Below are 20,998 nucleotides of genomic sequence, written 5' to 3' on the forward strand. Positions count from 1 at the left end.
CGTCAGTGATCGAAGCGCACACCCTCTGCCGCACTGGCGGCTGCATGTCGACTGCTTTCAGGCCATCACCACCACATCCTGCCCGGCGGTGACGCCACTGCCCTCCTTGCAGCGCACCTGCAGCACGGTGCCATCCGCGGGCGCCAGCACGGGGAACTCCATCTTCATGGACTCGACCACGGCCAGGGTCTGGCCTTCGGTCACCGCATCGCCTTCGGCTACCAGCACTTTCCAGACGCTGCCGGGCACGGGGCTGGCGACGGCGCGGGCGCCGGGTGGCAGCGCTTGGTCGTCGGCTGGTGGGTTGACGTCCAACTCGCTCAGGCTGCCGTCCTGGCCGCTGGCTGTCCAACGTTCGCGTTCGGCATCAAAAGACGCTTGCTGTTGGGATTTGAAGGCGGCGATGCCGGGCGCTTCATCGGCCAGGAAGCGCTGGTAGTCGGCCAGGCTGAACTGGCCATGCTCGATCTTGAGCTTGAAGCGGCCGGCGGGGAAGTCGCGGCGCAGTTGCAGCAGTTCTTCTTCGCCCACCGGGTAGAAGCGGATTTGATCGAAGAAGCGCAGCAGCCAGGGCTTGCCGGCTTCGAAATCCATGGCGCCGCTGCGTTCGTCGCGCCAGCGGTTCCACATCTGGGTGGTGCGGCCCACGAACTGGTAACCGCCGGGGCCTTCCATGCCGTAGACGCACATGTAGGCACCGCCAATGCCCACGGCGTTCTCGGGCGTCCAGGTGCGCGCGGGGTTGTACTTGGTGGTGACCAGGCGGTGGCGTGGATCCAATGGTGTGGCCACGGGCGCGCCCAGGTAGACATCGCCCAGGCCCATGACGAGGTAGCTGGCGTCGAAGACGATGCGTTTCACATCGTCGATGCTGTTCAGGCCGTTGATGCGGCGGATGAACTCGATGTTGCTGGGACACCAGGGCGCGTCGGCGCGCACCGATTGCATGTATTTTTCGATGGCCAGTTTGGTGGCGCTGTCGTCCCAGGACAAGGGCAACCAGACGGTGCGGGTGGGCACGACGATGTCGTCAATGCTGCCGAGTTGTTCGTCGGCCTGGCGCAAGGCTGACAGCAGCGTGTCGCGGGTGAGCACACGAGGATCGTAGTGGACCTGCAGGGATCGGATGCCGGGCGTCATGTCGATGATGCCGGGCAACTCGCCCGCGTCGCGGCGCGCTTGCAGCCAGGCCATGAGTGCGTGTACACGGAAACGCAGGGTGAGGTCCAGCACCAGGGGGCCGAACTCGATCAGCAGGTAGCGGTCGCCGGCCTGGCGGATGCACAGGGCGGGTTGTTCGCCCTGCGGGGGGGTCTGGGCGGCGCGTTGGTGGACGATGGGTGACAGGGTGCTGGCGACCTCATCAGGGGGCACGCCTTGGGGCAGGGCTGGCAACGGGCCGGTGCCAGCCAACCAGGCTTCTTGCGCCTGGAGCAAAGCTTGGGCTTGCTCGGCGCTCAAGGCCTTGAAGCGGATGGTGTCGCCGGGCTTGAGCTGGCCCAGCTTCCAGCGCTCGGCGGCCACGACCACGGCCGGACAGACGAAGCCGCCCAGGCTGGGGCCATCGGGGCCGAGGATGACGGGCATGTCGCCCGTGAAGTCGATGGCGCCAATGGCGTAGGCGTTGTCGTGGATGTTGGACGGGTGCAGGCCGGCTTCACCGCCATCGGTGCGCGCCCAGTGCGGTTTGGGGCCGATGAGGCGAACGCCGGTGCGGCTGGAGTTGTAGTGCACCTGCCAGTCGGTGGCGAAGAAGGTGGTGATGTCGTCGGGCGTGAAGAAGTCGGGGGCGCCATGCGGGCCGTAGAGCACGCCGATGTCCCATTGCTGGGTGCGCGCGGGCGCTTTGCCTTGCAGGGCTTGGGGCGTGATGGTGTCGGCGTCAACGGGCCACACATGCAGCAGGTCGCCAGTGCGCAAGGTGCGGCCAGCGTGGCCGCCAAACTGCCCGAGGGTGAAGGTGCTGCGGCTGCCCAGGTACAAGGGCACATCCAGGCCACCTTGCACGGCCAGGTAGCTGCGCGTGCCGGGCAGGCCTTGGGGCACGGCGCCGAGTTTGAGCGTCTGGCCAGCTTTGACGCTCACGGCCTGGTTGATTGGAAGGGCGATGCCATCAAGCGTGGCGGCCATGGGGGCGCCGCTGAGCGCGATCACCAGGGCATCGTGGAAGCGCAAGGTGGGGCCGGACAGCGTGCATTCCAGACCGGCCGCATCAGGCTGGTTGCCGACCAGCTGGTTGGCCAGGCGCAGGTGCAGGTCGTCCATCGGGCCGGAAGGGGGCACGCCCACGTCCCAATGGCCTTGGCGGCCGGGCCAGTCTTGCACGGTGGTTTGAACGCCGGGTTCCAGCACTTCAAAAGCGTGCGGGTGCCAGGCCAGTTGCGACAAGGTCTTGGTGATGACTTGGCCTTGGGCAAAGACCTGGGATGTCGTGACGGCGCGCAGGTAGCGCAGGTTGGTTTCGATCCCGGCCAGACGGGTGTCCATCAGGGCTTGCTGCAACTTGGCCACGGCCTCCTCGCGCGTGTCTGCGGTGACGATCAGCTTGCCGATCATTGGGTCGTAATGCGGGGGCACGTCGGTGCCGGTGTCGACCCAGGTGTCCACCCGCACATCGGTGGGGAAGACCACCTCGGTCAGCACGCCTGCGCTGGGCTGGAAGTTGCGTGAAGGGTCTTCAGCGTAAAGGCGAACCTGGATCGAGGCGCCTTTGGGTTCGGGCGCCTGCAAGTTGAGTTGATCGCCGCGCGCCAGGCCCACCATCCATTCGACCAGGTCGACGCCGGTGACTTGCTCGGTCACGCCGTGCTCCACCTGCAAGCGCGTGTTGACTTCGAGGAAGTAGAAGGCGCCGGTGTCGGCATCGAGCACGTATTCCACCGTGCCGGCGGAGCGGTAGTTCACAGCCTGGCCCAGGCGCACGGCGGCTTTCAACAGCGCATCGCGCGTCTCGGGTTTCAAGTGGGGCGCGGGCGTCTCTTCAATGACCTTCTGGTTGCGGCGCTGGGCCGAGCAATCGCGCTCACCCAAGGCGACGACGTGGCCGCGTCCATCGCCGAACAACTGTACTTCGATGTGGCGCGCGTGTTCGACGAACTTCTCCAGGAACAAGCCCGCGTCCTTGAAGTTAGACCGCGCCAATCGTTCGACGGCGCCATAGGCCGCACCCAATTCGGCTTCGTTGCGCACCAGGCGCATGCCGATGCCACCGCCGCCAGCCGTGCTCTTCAGCATCACGGGATAGCCGATGCGGTCGGCTTGCGCCCGTGCATCGGCCGCGTCGGCCAGCAGATCACTGCCGGGCAGCAAGGGCACATCGTGTTGCTGCGCCAACTCGCGCGCGGTGTGCTTCAAACCAAAGGCGCGCATCTGCCCACCGGTGGGGCCGATGAAGGCGATGCCCGCTTGCTCGCAGGCGTCGGCGAAGCCGGGGTTCTCTGACAGGAAGCCATAGCCTGGGTGGATGGCACCGGCGCCGGTAGACCGGGCAGCGGCGAGGATGCGGTCCACATCCAGGTAGCTCTGCGCGGCAGACGCGGGGCCGATGCACACGCTGGCATCGGCCATGGCCACGTGGCGCGCGTCGGCGTCGGCCTCGGAGTAAACGGCGACCGAGCGCAAGCCCATCTTGCGCAGGGTGCGGATGATGCGGCAGGCGATGGCGCCGCGGTTGGCGATCAGGACGGTGTCGAACATGATGAGGTCAGTCCCAGATCAAAAATTGCGCAGGTGTGGGGTTGTAGGCATTGCAGGGGTTGTTGAGCTGCGGGCAGTTGGACACCAGCATCAGGATGTCCATCTCGGCGCGCAGCTCCACGTACTTGCCGGGGCCCGAGACGCCGTCTTCGAACTTCAGGCCACCATCGGGCGTGACTGGCACGTTCATGAAGAAGTTGACGTTGGGCACCAGGTCGCGTTTGCCCAGGCCGATGTCGGCGTGCTGCAAGGCGATCAGGTAGTTGTCGCGGCAGCTGTGCATGAACTTCTTCTGCAAGGCGTAGCGCACGGTGTTGCTCTCGGCGGCGCAGGCGCCGCCCAGGGTGTCGTGGCGGCCGCAGGTGTCGGCCACGATGGTGAGCATGGGCCGCGCTTCGCTGCTCATCAGCACGGTGCCGGTGGTCAGGTAGATGCCGCCCTGCGACAGCATGGTGTCGGTGGCGCTGTAGTGCTCGGCCGGGTCTTGCGCGTTGTAGAAGATCACGTCGACGGCCTGGTTGCCTTCGAGGTCGACGATGCGCAGGGTCTGGCCTTGCTTGATCTGCAGCAGGTAGGGCTCGCCCGAGGGCAGCTTGTGGTTCAGCACGGCGCGCTCGGCTTGCAAGGCGCTTTCCTGGAGGCGGATGGCGGTCATGGTGTGGTCGTCCTCAGAGGTACAGCATGTCGGCGTTGTGGATGGCGCGGGCGCACTCGGGGCGGTAGGCGCGGCAGAAGTCGTCTTTCAAGGCGGGGCCGCTGCGCCAGGCGGCCAAGCCGATCTTCTTGGGCGCGTAGGCCTTTGATGGATCAAGCGGGTGCGGCGCGGTCGAGAAGGCGATCAAGGTGTCCATGTCAAAGCGCAGTTGCACGGCGCCGCCAGCCTTGGCGTGGCCTGGTGCAAACTGGAACAAGCCCTCTTCATCGACGCTGACCCTGCTGAAGAAGTTGACCGGCGCGATCAGGTCGCGGCGGCTCAGGCCGTGCTTGCCGATCTCGATCAACAGGCCATCTTTGCCGCTGCGGTACATGGCGTTGCGGTGCGTGTCGAAGCTGCGCTCGCCATACTGCTTTTTCAATCGCTCGGCATCCAGCAGGCCGCCCATGGGGTCGTGCCAGCCGACCGTGTCCAGCGTGATGCTGGCCAGTGATCGGCCCATGTCGCTCATCAGCACGTGGCCGCGCGCGTAGTGCGCCGTGTGCTGGGCCTTGAGCGAATCGGGCATGTTGTAGCGCTCCAATTTCTCGCGCGCTGAATACAGCACCATGCTGAGGTTGGCGCCGTCTTCCAGTGCCACCATGCGCAGGCTGCTGCCGCGCGGCATCACATACGACCAATGGCCGCCGCCGGGCACGATCTCGGACCACATCACTTTGGACTCGTCCAGATCGGGTGCGAAGCGCCTCCACAGCGCGGGCACGTCCACGGGGTCGGCCACGCTGGGGTTGGGCGGGATCTCGGTGAAGCTTTCCATGCTCAAGGCTCCTTCTTCTTGAATTAATGCGCTCATCAATGGGATGACGCGCCCGAGGCGACGTCCTGGGCCGACTTGCACAACTGGTCCAGCAACTCGAAGTCGGTCTTCATGCCCGAGGTCTCGCGGATGCGGTCGAGCAGCAATCGCTTGAGCTGCAGGAACTCGGGCGACAGCTTCATTTCCTGATCACGGATCAAAGGCAGCGGCACCGCGTGGATCGAATCGATGCGGCCTGGGCGGGGCGCCATCAGCACCACGCGGTGGCCCAGGTACATGGCCTCTTCCACGTCGTGCGTGACGAAGACGATGGTGGTGCGCTCCAGCTTGTGCACATGCATGATCAGGTCGTGCATGACCTCGCGCGTCTGCGCATCCAGCGCTCCGAAGGGCTCGTCCATCAGGATGATCGGCGGCTTGCTCATCAGCGCCCGCGCAATGGCCACGCGCTGCTGCATGCCGCCCGACAACTCGCTGGGGTAGGACTTGGCCACGTGCGTCAGTCCCATCAAACGCAGCAAGGCGTCGGCACGCCCGGCCGCGTTCTCCACGTCGTTGCTGGTGCGGCCATCCGTGTGGGTCTTGAGCTGGCGGCAGAACTTGATGTTGTCCTGCACCGTGAGCCAGGGGTAGAGGCTGTAGTGCTGAAAGACCATGGCGCGGTCTGGTCCTGGCCCGTGGATGGGCTGGCCGTTCACGCGCACGGCACCTTGGCTGTGCGTTTCCAGCCCGGCAATGGTGCGCAGCAGGGTGGACTTGCCGCAACCTGAGGCGCCCACCAGGGTCACGAACTCGTTGGGCGCGATGTGCAGGTTGATATCCTGCAGCGCGGGATTCAAAGCACCGGGGTAGGTCTTGTACAAGCCCTGGCATTCAATGCCCACGGACAGGGGAGGCGGGAAGGTGCTCATGGTCTTAACCTCGGACGTGCAGCCACGGGAAAGCCTTGCGGTGCGCGAGGCGGAACATCTGGTCGATCAGCAGGCCGATCAGGCCGATCAGCAAGATGCCGGCGAAGATCTTGTCGGTCTGCAAGAAGCGCTGGGCTTTCAAAATGGCGTAGCCCAGGCCCGAGTTGGCGGCCACCAGTTCGGCCACCACCAGGTAGGTCCAGGCCCAGCCCATGGTGATGCGCAAGGTGTCCAGCAGTGCGGGCTTCACCGAAGGCACGATCACCTTTTCCAGGATCTCGATGCGCGTGGCGCCCATGGTCTGCGCGGCCTCGATCTGCGGCAATGGCACCCGGCGCACGTCCTCGGCCACCATCAGCACCATCTGGAAGAAGGTGCCGATGAAGATGATGGCGATCTTGGCACCTTCATCGATGCCCACCCACACCATCACCAGCGGCACAAAGGCCACGGCGGGCATGTAGCGCACGAAGTCCATCAGCGGCTCCAGCAGGGCCTGCACCGAGCGCCAGGTGCCGATGAACAGGCCCAGCGGGATGGCGAGCAGTGCCGACAAGGCCCAGCCCACCACCACGCGCATCACGCTGATGCCCATGTCGCTCATCAGCCCATCGGCCCACCAGGCCTTGGCGCGGTCCAGCACCAGGCCGGGGCCGGGCAGGAAGACCGGGTCCAGCGTGCCCATGGCGGCCAACAGGGCCCACAGCAGCAAAGGCACGATCAGGCCAACGCCCGCCAAGGTCCAATAAACGGACGAGGGGATGGCCTGACGGATGGCCCACAGGCCAGGCGGCCGGGGCATGGAAGAGGGGGCTTGCGACATGGCTTTGCCTTGGTGTTTGCTTGGGGAAAGAGTCGGGGTGATGTCCAGGCTTCCGCAAGCTTCAGGCCGCGCTGGGCTGGCCAAAGCGCAGCGCAGGGGCGAAGTCTTGGTGCGGGGCGGGGGAGGGGGTGAGCAGCTGCGCCGTGGTGCCGGGCAAGTGTGCTGTCAGCGCCTCAATCGCGGCGACCGCAACCAAGGCGCTGAGCACTGAACTCTTTGGAGATGGCAAGACATGGCGCATGGGTGGCTCCAGGTGGGACAAAGACGCGATGAGAGAACACTTCAGCAATCGAAGCGAATCTCCCGGGCTTTTGTCCCGCCGTGGAGCCTGCGTTGGTGAATGTGCCAACTCAGGCCGATGGCTCTCGGACCAGACATTTGATTTGCACCAAACCGGAACCCTAGCCACCCTTTCGAGTCAACGACTGACGACGTCGTTTCTCTCTGTGAATGGCTATGCAAGCTTGATGCCAGGTTTTTTGCACCAGATTGGATTGATGAACCAAATTCGTTGGTGAGTTAGCCTGTCAGCTCTGCGACCAGTCAGCCTCTGGGGCGCTGGTGCTGATCAGGGTCTTGATCTCGCGGGCGGCCTCGTGGCTGCGCCGTGCCAGGGTGCGCACCTCGCGTGAATGATTGCAGTCCTTATCTGCGCCATATTCAGCGAACTTATTACCTTCATATGTAATAAATGATTGATTGTGGATTTCCGTGACGAATTACTTGCTTTTTCCATGGAGGGGCGTGTAATAGAAATCCATCGCCACAAGATTCGCAGGGGGAAACTATCATTGGTGTGTCATTTGACAGGTTTGGCATGATCCAATGCCCCCATTCCACTGCTTACACTGCTGAGCCATGCTTCCCAGAACCCTCGCCTTGGTCGACGACGACAAGGAGTACGCCGAATTCCTTTCGCAATATCTGAAGGAACAGGGCGTTCGGGTTGACGTTTTCGGTGACAGCAACCAGTTGTTGGTTCATGCCGATCCTTACGCCTACGATTTCTATGTGTTGGACTTGATGCTGCCCGGCATCGATGGCGAGGACTTGATCAAAGTCCTGCGATTGCGCACGCAGGCCGGCGTGTTGGTGGTGTCGGGTCGCCTGGCCCCGGATGTGTTCGAGAAGGTCATTGGTGCCGGGGCGGACATGTACCTCGTCAAGCCCGTCAAATTTGAACAAGTGGCGCTGGCCATTCAGGCGGTCTACCGGCGGGTCAGCGTGTCCAGCCAGCCAGAGCCGGATTGGAAATTCGACCGGCGGGCGAAACAGTTGGTGGCGCCAGATGGTGCCCACATTGATCTCAGCGACGCTGACCTGACGGTGATGGAGTGCTTTGTCGAAGCCGATGGGGAGCCGGTCAGCCGAGAAACCCTTCGGCAGTGCCTGGGTTGGACCCAAGAGGCCGACACGGCCGATGGCCTGAACGCCACCATTTATCGACTAAGGCGCCGCATCGAAAAAGCCACGCCGATGGCGGTGCCCTTGCACTCGAAATCAAGGGTGGGTTACTTGTTCAGGGCGCCGCTGCAGGCCATTTGAACTGCGTTATATGTAAGTGTTTGTAACTAAAATCATAAATGATTGATTGCTGACGATAAATGATCATGAGGCAGGCGAACTTGACCGTCTGTTCGCATGCAGTTCATTTCACATTTGTCGAAAGCAGCCATGAATTTCAACAACATGACGGTCCGCGCCAAGCTGATCTTGGCGTTTGGCGGCTTGGCCGCCCTGGTCCTGCTGGTCGCCGCCCTCGCTTTGCATGCCCTGGGCGACTCCAACGATCGATTCACCAACTACGTGAACGGCATCAATGCCCGCGCCAGGATGGCAGCGAGTTTGGCAAACGCCGTTGACCGGCGGGCCATCGCGGCCCGAAACCTGGTGTTGGTGAGCAAACCCGCCGACCTGGAGTCTGAAAAAGCACTGGTGACCAAAGCCCATGCCGATGCCGCAGACGCCTTGGCCCAATTGACCAAGATGGCCCAGGCGCCCGATGTGCCCGAGAAGGCCCGCAGCCTCATTTCGGAGATCAGCCGGATTGAACGCGCTTACGCGCCCGTGGCCCTCGACATTGTCGATCTGGCACTCCATGGGAAAAAAGAACAGGCCATCGTCAAAATGGACGACGAATGCCGTCCCTTGTTGGCCGCTTTGGTCAAGGCCTCAGCTGACTACCAGGACTACACGGTCGGCCGGGCTCAAGAGATCATGACCACTGCTGAAGCAGAGCAGGCCACGCAACGCCTCATCTTGATGATCAGCTGCGCAGCGGCCTTCATCTTCGCTGCCTTGGCAGGCATCGTCATCGGCCGCAGCATCACCCGCGCCCTCGGTGCAGAACCCGGCCAGTTGGGCGCCGCCGCCCAACAAGTGGCCTCGGGCAATTTGCTCGAACTCAAAGGCGCGGCTGATGCGCCCGCGGGCAGCGTGTTTGCCTACCTGGGGGCCATGCAGCAAAGCCTGTCCGAGGTGGTCAGCCAAGTGCGCCAGGCTTCGGATTCGATTGCAACCGGTTCGGTGCAGATCGCCACGGGCAACGCTGATCTGAGCCAACGCACGGAAGAGCAAGCCAGCAACCTGCAGCAGACCGCCGCGTCGATGGAGCAACTGACCGCCACCGTGAAGAACAATGCCGAAACCGCCCGTCAGGCCACGCAACTGGCTGGTGCGGCCAGCGCGGCGGCGGTGCAAGGTGGGCAGGTGGTTGATCAGGTGGTGGACACCATGAACGGCATCTCTGCTTCGAGCAAAAAGGTGGTCGACATCATTGGCGTGATCGATGGCATCGCCTTCCAGACCAACATCCTGGCGTTGAACGCGGCCGTCGAAGCCGCCCGTGCCGGAGAGCAAGGTCGAGGCTTTGCCGTGGTGGCCAGTGAAGTTCGAAGCCTGGCCCAGCGTTCAGCGGCCGCCGCCAAGGAGATCAAGGGCCTGATCACCGACAGCGTCGAGAAGGTGACCGCGGGCAGCGATCTGGTGGGCCAGGCTGGTCAGTCCATGAGCGACATCGTGATTCAGGTCAAGCGCGTGAATGACCTGATCGCCGAGATGAGCTCGGCCACGCAGGAGCAGTTCCAGGGCATCAACCAGGTCAGCGATGCCGTGGGCCAGCTTGATCAAGTCACCCAGCAAAATGCCGCCTTGGTGGAAGAAAGTGCCGCAGCGGCTGAGAGCTTGAGCCAGCAAGCAGGGCGGCTGGTCGACACCATGAGCGCCTTCAAGCTCAATGCTGGCGCGGCTTGATCGCGTCCTTCATTGATTGATCACCATGCGCATGGTGACGCCGGTCGGGACATTGCTGGCCAGTTCAACATGGCCGCCATGCAGCTCCATGACCCGGCGAACGATGTACAGGCCCAGGCCCAGGCTTTGAGTGGCACTTGAAATGCCACGTTGAAAGAGCAGCGGCACCAGGCTGGGCTTGATGCCTTGGCCGGCATCGATCACCTCGATCACCAAGGCCGGTGGCTCGTCCAGGTCTTCAACCCGGATCAGCACTTCGCTGTCTGCCGGGCTGTGCTTCAAGGCGTTGGAGAGCAGGTTGCGCAGCGCCAGCCGCATCAAGCTCATGTCCATCGAGGCGGTGCGGGTGCTGGTGAGCCGCTCAATGCGGACCCGTGCCCCTTGCGCCGCTGGCATGTCGGCGATGGCGACCGCCAGCAACACGTCGATGTCCGTGTCCACGCGCTGGATGGGATCGGGGCGAGCCAACAATGAGGCCACCGCCAGGGTGTTGTCGATGCTGGCCAGCACCTGGCCCATCACGGTTTGAGCGCGCGTCAGGCGAATGGAGGCGATCTCTTCACCCATCTCCGAGAGCGCCTGCGCCGCACTTTGCAAGGCCGCAGAAGCGTTGTTGAGTGGTTGCCGCACTTCATGGGCCAGCACATCGAGCATTTCGCCGCGCTCGTGCAGCAGCTTGTCCAGCTCTTGCGCATGCAACTCGCTCTGGGCGCGCAAGGCCTGCTCGCGCTGAAGGTCGATGCGTTGTTGGCGGTGGTGGGTGATGTCCTGGAAAGCGCCGATCAGCCGCACCGGAACACCGTCCTCGAACTCGACCTCACCGAAAGTGCGCACCCACAGGTGCCTGCCCTTGGCGCTGATGAACGGCAACTCGAGGTCCCACGGCTCGCCCAACTCAATGGCTTTGCGAACGGCATGTTCCACCACGGGCCGTGCCTCCGGGGCATAAAAGCTGATGCCATCTTTCACGTTGGGCTGGTAGTCAGGACCCACCTCGTGGATCTTTCGCGTTTGCTCAGACCAGATCACTTGCTTGTTGCGCAAATTGACTTTCCAGCCGCCAACGCCCGCCACGTGCCCGGTCTTTTTCAGGAGAGCTTCGCTGGCGCGCAGGCGTTGCTCTGAAAGGCGCTGTTCGGTCACGTCTTCAAGGGCACCCACAAAGCCATTGGTCAACCCGGTGTCACCTTGCACGCCCTGCGCCAGGGATCGCACCAACCGCAAGGTGCCATCGGGCCGCAACACGCGAAATTCGATGTCAAGCGTGGTCCCTGCTTCGACCATGGTTTGCCAGGCCCGCACCACCTGGTTCCGATCGTCCGGGTGCAGTGCCTCAAGCCAGCCCTGACCGAGGCCGTCGCTGGGCGCCAGTCCATGAATGTCTTGCCAACGCGCGTTGGTGTAGGTCAAGGAGCCTGACGCATCGGCGTGGTAAACGCCCAGTGGCAAGGATTCGGACAGCGCGCGAAATTTCCGCTCGCTGTGTTGCTGGGCGGTCTGGGCTACCTTGAGTTGGGTGATTTCGGTGACTTGCACCATGAACCCGACGACCTCACCGTCCAGCCAGTCTGGCACGTAATTGGCCAGGCTGTGGCGTTGAACCTGGTCTGGGCCGGGAATGAGCCGCTCAAAGGTCTGTTCTTCCCCCCGCAGCACGGCCTCGATGTGAGGCTGGTTCAATGAGAACAAGCGGGGGCCGAGCAGGTCCTTGATCGACGTGCCCAACAAGGCCTTGGGATCGACCCCGAACCATCGGGCGTAAGCCTGGTTGGCAAAATGGCAGCGCAGGTCGCGGTCCCAGTAGGCCAACATCGATGGCACGTGGTCCATCAACCGTTGCATGTAGTGGGCTTGGTCTTGCGGTGTGCTGCTGATCTTGGTGGCCATCTTGGATCTTCCATGGAGCGCCAGGGGCCTGGCATCAACCCATAATGATCGCCGACAAGGGCTTTGGGCATGAGGGAAAACTGGTCATGAGCAAATTGTTTGAATCCTGGCAAATGGGCGGTCTGCATTTGCCCAACCGCATCGTCATCGCGCCCATGTGCCAGTACTCGGCCACCAACGGCACGCCGGGTGACTGGCACATGATCCACCTGGGGCACCTTGCCCTGTCAGGGGCGGGCCTGTTGATCATTGAGGCCACGGGTGTGTCGCCCGAGGCTCGCATTTCGCCCCAAGACCTGGGCCTGTATTCGGACGAAAACGAGGCAGGCCTGGCCCGTGTTCTGCAGGCGGTGCGTGCCCACTCGCCCATTGCCATTGGCATCCAGTTGGCCCACGCTGGCCGCAAGGCTTCGACCAAGGTGCCCTGGGAAGGCGGCCAGCAGATTCGCCCCGACCAGCCCACCGGCTGGCAGACCGAGGCGCCCTCGGCCGTGCCGCACGCTGAAGGCGAAGTCGCGCCCCATGCCCTGGACGTCGGCGGCCTGGCCCGCGTGAGGGACGACTTCGCCAAGGCCGCCCAACGCGCTGCGCGCCTGGGCATCGACGGCATCGAGGTCCATGCCGCGCACGGCTACCTGCTGCACCAGTTTTTGTCGCCGCTGGCCAATCACCGGCAGGACCAGTACGGCGGCGGCCTGGAGAACCGCATGCGTTTTCCTTTGGAAGTGTTCGAAGCCGTGCGCGCGGTCTTTCCTGCCGACAAGCCCGTGTGGGCACGCATTTCCGCCACCGACTGGGTGCCCGGAGGGTGGGACATCGAGGGCAGCATCGCCTTCACCCACGCCCTGAAAGCGCGTGGTTGCGCCGCCATCCACGTCAGCTCGGGTGGCGTGTCGCCGGCGCAGGACATCAAGCTGGGCCCGGGCTACCAGGTGCCTCATGCCCAGCGCATCAAGGCCGAAGTGGGGCTGCCCACCATCGCTGTGGGTTTGATCACCGAGCCAGAGCAGGCCGAAGCCATCCTGGCCAAGGGCGAGGCAGACGCCATTGGCTTGGCGCGTGCCATGCTCTACGATCCACGCTGGCCATGGCATGCCGCCGCCAAATTGGGCGCGCAGGTCACGGCACCGCCCCAGTACCTGCGCTCGCAGCCACGCGAGTTCAAGAACCTGTTCAAGGCTTGAGCACCCTGGCACCTCGCGCTTTGCACTTCTTAACCTCCCGCACCTGCCGCATCTTCGGGTAGGCTGACGGGTTTCGCGCTGCTGCGCCTGGCGCCAGCTTCGGTACACAAACAACAAGGATCCCCATGAACATTGGTTCAGCCAAGCCCCGCTGGCACATGGCACTCGCGGTGCTGACCGCCTGCTTTTCTGCCTCGGCTTCCGCCGCGATCGCCATCGCGCCCGCCCCCACGTTGGAGAACACCGCCTACGTGGTGATGGACTTCGAATCGGGCCGCATCCTGTCGCAAGTCAACGCCGAGCAGGCTCTGCCGCCCGCCTCGCTGACCAAGATGATGACCAGCTACATCGTCGAGCAAGCCTTGAAGGCCGGGCGACTCAAGCCCACCGACATGGTCAGCGTCAGCGAAAACGCCTGGTGCCGCGGCACCAACGCCGAATCCTGCATGTACCTGCCGGTGCACGGCTCGGCCACGGTCATCGACATCCTGCGCGGCATCATCGTGCAGTCAGGCAACGATGCCTCCAAGGCGATCGCCGAGCACATGGCCGGCAGCGAAGCCTCGTTCGCCGTCATGATGAACCAGGAAGCCCAGCGCCTGGGCATGAAGAACACCTACTTCGCCAACGCCACCGGCCTGCCTGATCCCAAGCACCGCGCATCGGCGCACGATTTGGCCCTGCTGGCACGCGCCATCATCCGCGACAGCTCCGACTACTACAAGATCTACTCCGAGAAGGAGTTCAAGTACAACGGCATCAAGCAGGGCAACCGCAATGCGCTGCTGTACACCGACTCGTCGGTCGATGGCTTGAAGACAGGCCACACCGCCGAAGCGGGCTTCTGCCTGACCGCCTCCAGCAAGCGCAATGACATGCGTTTGATCTCGGTGATCATGGGCGCCAAGAGCATGCAGGCCCGTGCTGACCAGACGCGCGCGCTGTTCAACTGGGGCTTTGGTTCGTTTGAAGACGTCAGGCCCGTGGCCGCGAACGTGTCCCTGGCCACGCCCAAGGTGCGTTTCGGCAAGGTGGACCTGGTCAACGTGGGCCTGACCGCGCCCATGGTGGCGACCATCCCGCGTGGCCAGGCGGCCAACGTGAAGACGGACATCCAGATCACGCCTGGCATCACCGCCCCGATCGCCAAGGGCGCGGTGCTGGGCAAGGTGGTGATCTCGCTGGATGGCCAGAGCTACGGCGAGCAAGAACTGGTGGCGCTGGAGCCTGTTGATCAGGCGGGCTTCTTCAAGCGCCTGTGGCAGCGCTTCATGGAGTTCTTCAGCGCCTGACGGTGCTGGCGTCCTGCCCAAACAGGTGCTGGCGTGACTCCTCGTTCACCGAGGGCTTCTCGCCAGGGTTCACCTCGGCGGCCTTGGCATAGGCCCGCACCGTGGCTGGCCGGGCCTTGATGGCCTCGAACCAACGCTTCACATTGGGGAAGTCGTTCAAATCCTGCCGCTGGCGCTCATGCGGCACCACCCAGGGGTAGCTGGCCATGTCGGCGATGGAATACTCGCCCGCCAGGAACTCGCGATCGGCCAGGCGCTTGTCCATCACGGCGTACAGGCGCGCGGTTTCCTTCACGTAGCGCTCGATGGCATAGGGTAGTTTTTCAGGCGCGTACTGGCTGAAATGGTGGTTCTGCCCGGCCATCGGCCCCAGCCCGCCCATCTGCCAGAACAGCCATTGCAGCGTGTCATGACGGCCGCGCAGGCTTTGCGCGATGAACTGGCCGGTCTTGTCCGCGAGGTACAGCAAGATGGCGCCCGATTCAAACAAGGGCAGCGGCTCGCCACCATCTTTTGGCGCATGGTCCACGATGGCGGGGATGCGGTTGTTGGGCGCAATGCGCAAGAAATCAGGCGCGAACTGCTCACCCTTGCCGATGTGGATGGGCTTGATCTGGTAAGGCACCTGAGCCTCTTCCAGGAACAGGGTGATCTTGTGGCCGTTGGGCGTGGTCCAGTAGTAAAGGTCGATCATGTCGGGCCTCGTGATGTGCTTTCGCCAGTGTGCCCGCCATGGAGATCACCCAAGCTGGCTGGGGATACTCGGCGGGCGCGCCGATTGCTCGATGCTGTTGGGCACGCTCGCCCGGCTTGATGAACCTGGGGATCCACGACATGCTTGAAAAACTGCCCGATGTGATTGGCCACGTCCTGCACGACCAGCGCGCTGGCTTGGACAAGCTGGCCTTCAACAAGGTGCCATTGCGCTCGGGCATGGCGGCCATCACGGTGTCCAGCCTGGCATTTCATGACCACGCGCCTTTGCCGGTGCTGTACACGGCCGATGGGGCGGGCACCTCGCCTTCGCTGCAATGGCGCGGCCTGCCGCCACAAGCCCAATCGGCCGTGTTGATCGTGGAGGACGCTGATTCGCCCACCCCGCAGCCTTGGGTGCACGCCATCGTGGTTGGCCTGCCGCCAGGCGATGGTGCCTTGCGAGAGGGCGCGCTGGATGCGCACGAGGGCCATCTGCCGGAATGGGTGTGCGGACTCAACTCCCTCCTGCAAGCTCAGTGGCTGCCGCCCGATCCGCCGCCCGGGCATGGGGTGCACCGCTACGCGTTCCAGTTGTTTGCACTCTCGACGCTGCCAGCATGGTCCGCCAAGCCGGGTCGGGAAGAAGTGCTGGAGACATTGCAAGCCCATGCCCTGGCCAGTGGTTGCCTGATCGGCACGTACGAGCGCCCGGATGGCTCTCAAAAGATCGAGCAAACCCAGGCTTCAACGGTGCCTGTCGGGCCTCTGGCTGTTTAAGGCGCGCTGCTCAGCGCAGAAGGCGGCCGATCAACAAGCCTGCGACAGCGGCGAGCAGCACACTGCTCAGCGGTCGATTCCGGATGTGTTGGCCGGCGAAACTGACCCAGGCGTCGCGTGTTTCGCCCAAGGCCTCGGCCCTCGCCGCTGCATGGTCGACCACATGGTGGGCCGCCCGTGCCATTCGTTCGACCGCTTCGTTCGCCCTGAGTCGTTCAGTGGCAGCAATGGTGTGCGTCATGATGAAGTCTCCTGGTTTGAAAGAGATGCCTTTGGAGCGGCAAACCGCGTGCCGAAGCAGTTCACAATGAACACATTGCGCATGATTCAACGGAGAACTGCCCATGGCATCCGACACGGCCGTCGACCTCGTGGCCTCCCGCCGCCACCAGATGTTCCCGGTGCTCAACGCGGCGGAGATCGAACGTCTGGGCCGCTTTGGCACCGTGCGCCGCTACTCTGCAGACGAGTGCTTGTTCACCGCTGGCGAGTTGGGGCCAGGCATGTTCGTGGTGCTCAGCGGTGTGGTGGCCATCACTCAGCGCAATGGCCTGGGGCAGGTGGTGCCCATCGCGCAGCAAGGCCCTGGCCATTTCCTGGCCGAAGTTGGGCAGTTGTCCGGCCGGCCAGCCTTGGTCGATGGGCAGGCAGTGGGCGATGTTGAAGCCTTGTTGATCGAACCCGCCGCCCTGCGCGCCTTGCTGATCGCCGAGGCCGACTTGGGCGAGCGCATCACGCGGGCCCTGATCCTGCGCCGCGTGGCCCTGATCGAATCGGGGGCCAGTGGGGTCGTGCTCATCTCGCGTTCCGACGCGCCCACACTGGCTCGGCTGCAGAATTTTTTGCGACGCAACGGGCACCCTTACCACCACCTGGATCCCAACGACGACCACGACGCCCAGGTCTGGACCGAGCAATACCAGCTCGGTCCGTTCGAGGTGCTGGCCGTGTGTCCCACGGGCGCCGTGCTGCGCAACCCCACCGATCTCGAGTTGGCCCGCTGCCTGGGCATGGTGGACACGGTCGACCACACCGATCTGTACGACGTGGCCATCGTGGGCGCGGGGCCTGCGGGTCTGGCCACCGCGGTGTATGCCGCCTCCGAAGGGCTGCGCGTCATGGTGATGGATTGCCGGGCGCATGGCGGCCAGGCTGGCGCCTCGGCCCGCATTGAAAACTACCTGGGCTTTCCCACCGGCATTTCCGGGCAGGCCCTGGCGGGCCGGGCTTTCGTGCAGGCGCAAAAATTTGGCGTGGAGATGCTGATCCCGGCCCAGGTGGTGTCGCTGGATTGCAGCCGACGCGAAGCCGAAGGCGAGTTGGGCGTGTTGCTGGCCGATGGGCGGCGCATCCGTGCGCGTTCGGTGGTCATGGCCACGGGCGCCCGCTACCGCCGGCTGGACGTGGACAACCTCGCCGCGTTTGAGGGGCGCGGCGTCTGGTACTGGGCCTCGCCCATCGAAGCGCGCATTTGCCGAGACCAGCAGGTTGCATTGGTGGGCGGCGGCAACTCTGCCGGCCAGGCCGCCGTGTTCCTGGCTGCGCACGCCGCCAAGGTCATCATGTTGGTGCGCGGCGAGGGCTTGTCGGCCACCATGTCCAGATACCTGATCGAGCGCATCGAGGCCACGCCCAACATCGAGTTGAAAACGCACCGGGCCGTGACCGCCTTGCATGGTGATGCCGAAGCGGGCCTGCAAGGCATTGCCATTCAACACCGCCAGACGGGCGGGGTTGAGACCCACGACATCCGCCACCTCTTCCTATTCGTGGGCGCCGATCCTGAAACCGAGTGCATGGCCAGTTGCCATGCGGCGCTGGACCCGGCGGGCTTTGTGCTCACGGGCGATCAGGTGCGATCGGCCAGCTGCAAAGCCCTGCGGCCCGGCGCCAGCCTGGAATCCAGCATCCCCGGTGTGTTCGCGGTGGGCGATGTTCGCTCAGGCTCGGTCAAGCGCGTGGGGGGCGCCATTGGCGAAGGTGCGGCGGTGGTGCCGCTGATTCACGCCTTCCTGACGGGGCTCACTTCTTGACGGGGATGGGCCGAGCCCGGTCCACCGCCACGGCCGTCACGCTGTTCTGCGGCGAGCCTTCAATGACGCGGTCCGAGTAGGTCAGGTAGACCAAGGTGTTGCGCTTGGCGTCCACCATGCGCACGATGCGCAGCTTCTTGAACACCAGCGAGATGCGTTCGCTGAAGACTTCTTCCTGAACGGGCAGCGGGCCGCTGATGGTGATGGGCCCCACCTGGCGGCAGGCGATCGAGGCTTCGGAGCGGTCTTCGGCCAAGCCCAGCGCCCCTTTGATGCCGCCCATCTTGGCCCGCGAAACGTAGCAGGTGATGCCAGCCACCTTGGGGTCATCGTGCGCATCGATCACGATCTTGTGATCGGGCCCGATGAACTTGAACACGGTGTCGACTTCGCCAATGGATTCAGCGTGAACGAAGGACGAGGCGGCCAGCAGCGCCAAGGCCAGGCTTCTTTTCATGGCTTCTCCTGAACAGGGGGGCAACGGTAGGTTTTGGCCACGACGGTGGTGCTGGTGTAGCCCGCGTCGGGGCGGTCCCAGACCACGTGCGTGGCGCCCTGCACATCGGCCCGGCGCAGCAGCTCCTGGCGGATGTCGTCGGCGCCCTTGAGCGCGAAAAAGCCGGACAGTCCGGAGCTGCCGCTGATGTCACCCAGGTATTGGCAGCGTGCCATGGCGCCGGTCTCGCTGGCCACCACCGACCCCGCGTAACGCGGGCTGGACATGGTGCCGCAAGCGGCCAGACCGCTGGTGGCGGCCAAGAGGAGGAGGGTGAGGCGCAGGTGTGTCATGCGCCCACTGTAGCCTGATAAAACCAAACCGTCAGTTCGCCCTCAACCTTGCGCCAACAGCAGGCTGCCGACGCCCGTCACGGCGCCCAGCAGCGCCAGGCCTGCCAGCCACATCACCCTCACCCGGTTGGTCTCGATGCGTTGGATGAGTTGGGCGTTCTGCTCTGCCAGGGCCTTGATCAATTCTGACGAGGCCACGAGTTGCTCGTGAGCCTGGGCAGTGGCGGCTTCCAGGGCCGCCACACGGCCCTCCAGCACCGCCAGGGCTTGAGCCGGTGGCGACGACGATGCCGTCGTTGAGCCAGTGGCCGTGGGCGCGGGGGCGGCCGGTTTCTTGGACACGGTGCTCCACAGTTTTTTGGCGCCTTCTGCCACCTTGGGCGCGTTGCTGATCACGTCCGACCAGGGAACCGCTTGCAAGACCGAGAGCCAACCAATCGCCATGGAACGTCCTTCAGTGAATCTGACTGAACTTGAAGGACTCATTCTGGCACCGTGATGCCGTGCCGTGGTCCTGTGGGGCTGAATCTCATTTTTACTTTTGTGGCGAAACCGCGTAATGTTCTGCCAGTTCTGGGCGCATCAGGCGACGTTGACGCGACGCCATCCCCACAACAATCAGCACGGCTCCGCCAGGGATGGTTGTCATGAAACTTCGCCTCAAATTGCCACTCGCCTTCGCCGGCATGTTGGTGCTGGTGCTGGGGGCGGCGCTCTTTGGCATTCATCAACTGAACCAGGCCCTGACCCTGTACGGCACGGTGGTGCAAGACCACGTGGCGCACGAACGCGCGGTGGGCCGCATTGAAAGCGCCTTCAAGACGCAGGTGCAAGAGTGGAAGAACACGCTTTTGCGGGGGCAACAGCCCGAGCAGTTGAGCAAGTACTGGTCGGCCTTCCAGGCCAGTGAGCGGGAAGTGGCGCAAGCGGCCCGCACCTTGGACGGGCAATTGGCCGCCGGGCCCAGCAAAGCCTTGATCCAGCAATTCATTCAGGCACACGCCCGCATGGGCCAGAGTTATCGCCTGGCCTATGCCAAGTTCATCGACAGTGGGCATTTGGCACCCGTGGGCGACGCGGCGGTCAAAGGCATGGACCGTGAACCCGCCAAGTACCTGGCACAGGCCAGCCAGCGCATTGCCGCCGACAGTGCCGCGGTCGCCAAGCGGGCCACCGATGACGCCCGGCAGGCCGCAGTTTTGAGTGTGGGCATCATGCTCGCTGTCACCGGATTGGGCGTGGGCATCGGGGTCATGGTGAGCCGGTCCATCGTCAATCCGATCGACCGGGCGGTGCTGTTGTCCAAGGCCGTGGCCGAGGGTGACCTGACCCAGTCCATCCACGTGCAGGGTCGTGATGAAGTGGCACAGCTGCTGGGAGCCCTGCGCGAGATGCAGGGCAACCTGGTGCGCATCGTGCGCGAGGTGCGCTTCAACGCCGAAAGCGTGGCCAATGCCAGCTCCGAGATCTCGCACGGCAACAACGACCTGGCCAGCCGCACTGAAGAGCAGGCCAGCGCCTTGCAGCAAACTGCGTCGTCGATGGAGGAAATCAGCGCCACGGTGAAGCACAACGCGACCAATGCACTGGAGGCCAATCAACTGGCCAAAGGTGCCAGCGCGGTGGCGGTGAAAGGCGGCGAGGTCGTGGGCGAGGTGGTGGAGACCATGCGGGGCATCAATGACAGTTCACGCCGCATCGTGGACATCATCAGCGTGATCGATGGCATTGCTTTTCAGACCAACATCCTGGCCTTGAACGCGGCGGTGGAAGCGGCCCGCGCGGGCGAGGAAGGCCGCGGCTTTGCCGTGGTGGCCAGCGAAGTGCGCTTGCTGGCCCAGCGCTCGGCCAATGCCGCCAGAGAGATCAAAACCCTGATCGGAGCCAGCGTCGAGCGCGTCGAGCTGGGCAGCCAGCTGGTGGACAAGGCGGGCATCACGATGGCCGAAGTGGTCTCGGCGATTGAGCGCGTCACCGAGATCATGGGCGAGATCAGCATCGCCAACAGCGAGCAAAGCTCAGGCATCGCGCAGATTGGTCAGGCCGTGCAGCAGATGGACCAGGCCACCCAACAGAACGCGGCCTTGGTGGAAGAGGGCGCGGCGGCGGCCGAGAGCTTGAAGGTGCAGGCCCAGCAACTGGTGCAATCCGTGGCGGTGTTCAAGCTGCAGGCGGTTTAGTCCTGC

Annotated in this window: 19 protein-coding genes and 1 riboswitch; of the genes, 7 read left to right on the forward strand and 12 right to left on the reverse strand. The window is 64.0% G+C overall.

Annotation, left to right across the window (positions count from 1 at the left end):
• Positions 1 to 57 precede the first annotated feature (57 nt).
• The 6 genes from uca to Q7V20_RS21055 all read right to left on the reverse strand — a co-directional run bounded on the left by uca (position 58) and on the right by Q7V20_RS21055 (position 7,143).
• Positions 58 to 3,696 carry an urea carboxylase gene (gene uca / locus Q7V20_RS21030; RefSeq protein ID WP_370652536.1) on the reverse strand — a complete coding sequence of 1,213 codons (3,639 nt, stop codon included), beginning with the start codon at positions 3,694 to 3,696 and terminating at the stop codon, positions 58 to 60.
• Positions 3,697 to 3,703: 7 nt separating this feature from the next.
• Complete coding sequence (locus Q7V20_RS21035; RefSeq protein ID WP_304795613.1) at positions 3,704 to 4,351, reverse strand: urea amidolyase associated protein UAAP2; 648 nt, start codon at positions 4,349 to 4,351, stop codon at positions 3,704 to 3,706.
• A gap of 13 nt (positions 4,352 to 4,364) precedes the next feature.
• Positions 4,365 to 5,063, reverse strand: coding sequence for an urea amidolyase associated protein UAAP1 (locus Q7V20_RS21040; protein WP_370652541.1), 699 nt, complete (start codon positions 5,061 to 5,063; stop codon positions 4,365 to 4,367).
• 140 nt (positions 5,064 to 5,203) lie between these two features.
• The gene (locus Q7V20_RS21045; protein ID WP_304795616.1) at positions 5,204 to 6,079 is read right to left on the reverse strand and encodes an ABC transporter ATP-binding protein; all 876 of its coding nucleotides are present in this window, start codon (positions 6,077 to 6,079) and stop codon (positions 5,204 to 5,206) included.
• A gap of 4 nt (positions 6,080 to 6,083) precedes the next feature.
• Entirely contained in the window at positions 6,084 to 6,902 is an 819-nt protein-coding gene (locus tag Q7V20_RS21050) for an ABC transporter permease (RefSeq protein ID WP_304795618.1), read from the reverse strand.
• Between the two features lie 61 nt (positions 6,903 to 6,963).
• Entirely contained in the window at positions 6,964 to 7,143 is a 180-nt protein-coding gene (locus Q7V20_RS21055; protein WP_304795620.1) for a hypothetical protein, read from the reverse strand.
• A gap of 57 nt (positions 7,144 to 7,200) precedes the next feature.
• Positions 7,201 to 7,318: riboswitch (guanidine-I (ykkC/yxkD leader) on the reverse strand.
• A 442-nt stretch (positions 7,319 to 7,760) separates the two neighbouring features.
• Here Q7V20_RS21055 and Q7V20_RS21060 point away from each other — a divergent pair.
• Together Q7V20_RS21060 and Q7V20_RS21065 are read left to right on the forward strand one after the other, a co-directional pair.
• Positions 7,761 to 8,447: a response regulator transcription factor gene (locus Q7V20_RS21060; RefSeq protein ID WP_304795621.1), complete on the forward strand. Its 687-nt coding sequence runs from the start codon at positions 7,761 to 7,763 to the stop codon at positions 8,445 to 8,447.
• Between the two features lie 129 nt (positions 8,448 to 8,576).
• Positions 8,577 to 10,154 carry a methyl-accepting chemotaxis protein gene (locus tag Q7V20_RS21065; protein WP_304795623.1) on the forward strand — a complete coding sequence of 526 codons (1,578 nt, stop codon included), beginning with the start codon at positions 8,577 to 8,579 and terminating at the stop codon, positions 10,152 to 10,154.
• 9 nt (positions 10,155 to 10,163) lie between these two features.
• Here the strand turns inward: Q7V20_RS21065 and Q7V20_RS21070 are convergent, their stop codons facing one another.
• Positions 10,164 to 12,041 (reverse strand): PAS domain-containing protein, encoded by a 1,878-nt coding sequence (locus Q7V20_RS21070; RefSeq protein WP_304795625.1) that lies wholly within the window; start codon positions 12,039 to 12,041, stop codon positions 10,164 to 10,166.
• Between the two features lie 86 nt (positions 12,042 to 12,127).
• On the opposite strand from Q7V20_RS21070, the gene Q7V20_RS21075 reads away from it, so the two are divergent.
• Together Q7V20_RS21075 and Q7V20_RS21080 are read left to right on the forward strand one after the other, a co-directional pair.
• Entirely contained in the window at positions 12,128 to 13,225 is a 1,098-nt protein-coding gene (locus tag Q7V20_RS21075; protein ID WP_304795627.1) for an NADH:flavin oxidoreductase/NADH oxidase, read from the forward strand.
• A 125-nt stretch (positions 13,226 to 13,350) separates the two neighbouring features.
• Positions 13,351 to 14,517: a D-alanyl-D-alanine carboxypeptidase family protein gene (locus tag Q7V20_RS21080; protein WP_304795629.1), complete on the forward strand. Its 1,167-nt coding sequence runs from the start codon at positions 13,351 to 13,353 to the stop codon at positions 14,515 to 14,517.
• On the opposite strand, the gene Q7V20_RS21085 is transcribed toward Q7V20_RS21080, so the two are convergent.
• Complete coding sequence (locus tag Q7V20_RS21085; protein WP_304795631.1) at positions 14,507 to 15,211, reverse strand: glutathione binding-like protein; 705 nt, start codon at positions 15,209 to 15,211, stop codon at positions 14,507 to 14,509. The two genes, Q7V20_RS21080 and Q7V20_RS21085, sit on opposite strands and share 11 nt — an antisense overlap.
• Positions 15,212 to 15,249: 38 nt before the next feature.
• Here Q7V20_RS21085 and Q7V20_RS21090 point away from each other — a divergent pair, with 38 nt between their 5' ends.
• On the forward strand, positions 15,250 to 15,990 hold the full coding sequence (locus Q7V20_RS21090) for a YbhB/YbcL family Raf kinase inhibitor-like protein (RefSeq protein WP_304795633.1): 741 nt from the start codon (positions 15,250 to 15,252) through the stop codon (positions 15,988 to 15,990).
• 10 nt (positions 15,991 to 16,000) lie between these two features.
• Here Q7V20_RS21090 and Q7V20_RS21095 read toward each other — a convergent pair whose 3' ends face one another.
• Positions 16,001 to 16,231 (reverse strand): hypothetical protein, encoded by a 231-nt coding sequence (locus Q7V20_RS21095; RefSeq protein ID WP_304795635.1) that lies wholly within the window; start codon positions 16,229 to 16,231, stop codon positions 16,001 to 16,003.
• A 103-nt stretch (positions 16,232 to 16,334) separates the two neighbouring features.
• On the opposite strand from Q7V20_RS21095, the gene Q7V20_RS21100 reads away from it, so the two are divergent.
• Entirely contained in the window at positions 16,335 to 18,023 is a 1,689-nt protein-coding gene (locus Q7V20_RS21100; RefSeq protein ID WP_304795637.1) for an FAD-dependent oxidoreductase, read from the forward strand.
• Here Q7V20_RS21100 and Q7V20_RS21105 read toward each other — a convergent pair.
• The 3 genes from Q7V20_RS21105 to Q7V20_RS21115 are packed head-to-tail and all read right to left on the reverse strand — an operon-like array spanning position 18,013 to position 19,256.
• Positions 18,013 to 18,480 (reverse strand): CreA family protein, encoded by a 468-nt coding sequence (locus Q7V20_RS21105; protein WP_304795639.1) that lies wholly within the window; start codon positions 18,478 to 18,480, stop codon positions 18,013 to 18,015. The genes Q7V20_RS21100 and Q7V20_RS21105 overlap by 11 nt on opposite strands.
• Complete coding sequence (locus Q7V20_RS21110; RefSeq protein ID WP_304795641.1) at positions 18,477 to 18,812, reverse strand: hypothetical protein; 336 nt, start codon at positions 18,810 to 18,812, stop codon at positions 18,477 to 18,479. Before Q7V20_RS21110 ends, Q7V20_RS21105 begins: the two co-directional genes overlap by 4 nt.
• Before the next feature lie 42 nt (positions 18,813 to 18,854).
• Complete coding sequence (locus Q7V20_RS21115; protein WP_304795643.1) at positions 18,855 to 19,256, reverse strand: hypothetical protein; 402 nt, start codon at positions 19,254 to 19,256, stop codon at positions 18,855 to 18,857.
• Positions 19,257 to 19,459: 203 nt separating this feature from the next.
• Here Q7V20_RS21115 and Q7V20_RS21120 point away from each other — a divergent pair, with 203 nt between their 5' ends.
• Positions 19,460 to 20,992 carry a methyl-accepting chemotaxis protein gene (locus Q7V20_RS21120; protein WP_304795645.1) on the forward strand — a complete coding sequence of 511 codons (1,533 nt, stop codon included), beginning with the start codon at positions 19,460 to 19,462 and terminating at the stop codon, positions 20,990 to 20,992.
• Positions 20,993 to 20,998: the final 6 nt, after the last annotated feature.

Source organism: Aquabacterium sp. (genome assembly GCF_030652515.1).
Lineage (GTDB): Bacteria > Pseudomonadota > Gammaproteobacteria > Burkholderiales > Burkholderiaceae_C > Aquabacterium.